The 2991-nt window shown below is 74.3% G+C and carries 3 protein-coding genes; 2 read left to right on the forward strand and 1 reads right to left on the reverse strand.

Annotated features, from left to right (window positions below; all coding sequences use genetic code 11):
- Window positions 1–892, reverse strand: an 892-nt coding sequence (locus tag RIF68_RS32860; RefSeq protein WP_309055051.1) for a MiaB/RimO family radical SAM methylthiotransferase, incomplete at its 3' end; no start/stop codon positions are given.
- A gap of 267 nt (window positions 893–1159) precedes the next feature.
- On the opposite strand from RIF68_RS32860, the gene RIF68_RS32865 reads away from it, so the two are divergent.
- Complete coding sequence (locus RIF68_RS32865; RefSeq protein ID WP_309055052.1) at window positions 1160–1948, forward strand: DedA family protein; 789 nt, start codon at window positions 1160–1162, stop codon at window positions 1946–1948.
- 158 nt (window positions 1949–2106) lie between these two features.
- On the forward strand, window positions 2107–2991 hold an 885-nt coding region (locus RIF68_RS32870; protein ID WP_309055054.1), incomplete at its 3' end, for a histidine kinase dimerization/phosphoacceptor domain-containing protein.

The raw sequence follows: 2991 nt of genomic DNA on the forward strand, positions 1-2991 counted from the left end.
GCTCCTGCCGGTACGAGCGGCGCATCGCCTTCAGGATGGTGTCCGAGCCGGACTGGAGCGGCATGTGCAGCTGCGGCATGACGTTGGGGGTCTCGGCCATCGCCGCGATCACGTCGTCGGTGAAGTCGCGCGGGTGCGGGGAGGTGAACCGGACCCGCTCCAGGCCCTCGATCTTCCCGCAGGCGCGCAGCAGCTTGGAGAAGGCCTCGCGGTCGCCGATGTCGGAGCCGTACGCGTTGACGTTCTGACCGAGGAGGGTGATCTCGGAGACGCCCTCGGCGACCAGTGCCTCGATCTCGGCGAGGATGTCGCCGGGGCGGCGGTCCTTCTCCTTGCCGCGCAGGGCCGGGACGATGCAGAACGTACAGGTGTTGTTGCAGCCGACGGAGATGGAGACCCAGGCCGCGTACGCGGACTCGCGGCGGGTCGGCAGCGTGGAGGGGAACGCCTCCAGGGACTCGGCGATCTCGATCTGCGCCTCCTCCTGCACGCGGGCGCGCTCCAGGAGGACCGGCAGCTTGCCGATGTTGTGCGTGCCGAAGACCACGTCGACCCAGGGGGCCTTCTTGACGATGGTGTCGCGGTCCTTCTGCGCGAGGCAGCCGCCCACGGCGATCTGCATGCCGGGGCGCGTGGTCTTCATGGGGGCGAGCCGGCCGAGGTTGCCGTAGAGCTTGTTGTCGGCGTTCTCGCGGACCGCGCAGGTGTTGAAGACGACGACGTCGGCGTCGCCGTCCGAGCCGCCGGGGGCGCGGACGTAGCCGGCGTCCTCCAGCAGACCGGAGAGCCGCTCGGAGTCGTGGACGTTCATCTGGCACCCGTAGGTGCGGATCTCGTAGGTCTTGGGTACCTCAACGCTCACTGCGGGGCTCCGGTCGCTGCTGCTCGTCATGCGTCCAAGGGTAGGCGGTCCGGGAGAGGCCTCCGTCCGGCGGAGCGGGCCGGGCGCCCGCCGCCGCCGGGCCGCCGCCCCCGGGCGGTTTCACGACGAGGTTCCCTGTGGTGCGGTTTTCCGCAGGGTCGGGGGTACGGGGAACGGCACGGGACCGGGCGGGAAGACGCATACCGCCGCCGGGCCGGCGTTCCTAGCGTGGAGGACACCGGCGCGGACACCGCTCCGGTTCCCTTGCCCCGTCCCCTGCCGACTCGGAGTCCCACGATGCGTCTTCTGTCCTCGGTCACCACCGCCGCCCGGGAGCCCCTGACCGGTCCGCCGGGAGAGATCCTCGCCCAGGCCGCCGAACCCGCCGGCGGGGTGGCCGGCTGGGCGGCCGACCTGGTCGAGACCCTGGGCGGGCCGGGGGCCGGGCTCGCCATCGCCCTGGAGAACCTCTTCCCGCCGCTGCCGAGCGAGGTGATCCTCCCGCTGACCGGCTTCGCCGCCGGGCAGGGCGCGATCACACTCGTCTCCGCCCTCTTCTGGACGACGCTCGGCTCGGTGGTCGGCGCGGTGGCGCTGTACTGGATCGGCGCGCTGTTCGGCCGCGAGCGCATGTACGCCCTCTGGGAGCGGCTGCCGCTGGTGAAGGTGTCGGACCTGGAACGCACCGAGGAGTGGTTCGGCCGGCACGGCACCAAGGCGGTGTTCCTGGGGCGGATGGTGCCGATCTTCCGCAGCCTCATCTCGGTGCCGGCCGGCCTCGAACGCATGCCGACGCACGTCTTCCTCCTCCTCACCGCCCTCGGCAGCCTCATCTGGAACAGCGTCCTGATCACGGCCGGTTATCTGCTCGGCGACCAGTGGGACCTGGTGGAGCGGTACGTGGGGATCCTGTCGAAGGTGGTCCTCGTCCTCGTGGTGGTGGCGGTGGGCGCCTGGATCGCGGTACGGGTCCGGGGGCGCCGCTCGGGCGCGGACTCCGGTTCCGGTTCGGGGTCGGCGTCCGGTCGGGGCGGACAGCGCGACCGGGCGCGCGGGCGGCAGGCGCAGCACCGCCGGACGCCGTGAGCGGAAGGACCCGGCGTGAGGTCCGGCGGACGGCGGCTCCCGCGGACGGGGCACGGACGGGCCCCGGCGCTCCCGGCCCCGGCTCCCGCTCCGGTCGGCCCGGGGCGGCTCCCGGACGATCTTGTCCGGCCCCGGCGCCCGCACTAGGGTCGGGTGCCGTGGGGCAGGACGGAGAAGGCGAGCCGACGGCGCCGGCCGTCCGTCGGGGTGCCGCGCCGCGGGCCCTCGGCGTCCTCGCGGGCGTTCCGACCGCCCTCCTCGCCGTCCTCCACCTGCTGCTCGTGGGCGGCGGGCTCGGTCCCTTCCTCCTGTGGCCCCGCACGCGGGTGCGTGCCCTGGCGGTCCTGGTGGCCGGGGCGCGGCGGCTCGCGGGCCTGGAGCGCGCCCGGCGGGCCTTCTTCTTCGGCGACCGCTTCCCCGCCGCGTACGAGACCTCCGACCGGCGGTTGCTGCGGTACGTGGCGGTGCGCGGCTGGACCGGGCTGGTGTGCGGGGTCGTGCTCGGGCTGCTCGGCTTCGGCGCCGCCCTGGCCGCCCTGCTCGCGGTGGCGGTGGTCCGTGGCTCGGTCGGCTGGGCGGAGCTGCTCGGCCAGCTGCTCCTCGGCGGAGTGCTGCTGTTCCTCGACGTCCAGGGCCTGTACGCGCTGACCGCCCTGGACGCGCGCCTCGCCCGCGACTGCTTCGGCCCGTCCGAGGGCGAGCTGCTGCGCCGGCGGATCGACGAACTCGCGGGCAGCCGGGCCGCCGTGGTGCAGGCCGTGGACACCGAGCGGCGGCGCATCGAGCGCGACCTGCACGACGGGGTCCAGCAGCGCCTGGTGGCCCTCGCCATGCTGATCGGACGGGCACGCAGGGGCCGGGAGCGGGACCCGGGGCGGGCGGACGCGCTGCTGCGCCAGGCGCACGAGGAGGCGCGCGGGGTCCTGGCCGAACTGCGGGACGTGGCCTGGCGCGTGTACCCCTCGGCCCTCGACAGCCTCGGCCTCGAAGAGGCGCTGGGCGGGGTGGCACAGCGGTGCGCGCTGCCGCTGCTGATCCGGTTC

It is taken from the genome of Streptomyces sp. (assembly GCF_031178505.1).
Taxonomy (GTDB): domain Bacteria; phylum Actinomycetota; class Actinomycetes; order Streptomycetales; family Streptomycetaceae; genus Streptomyces; species Streptomyces gulbargensis.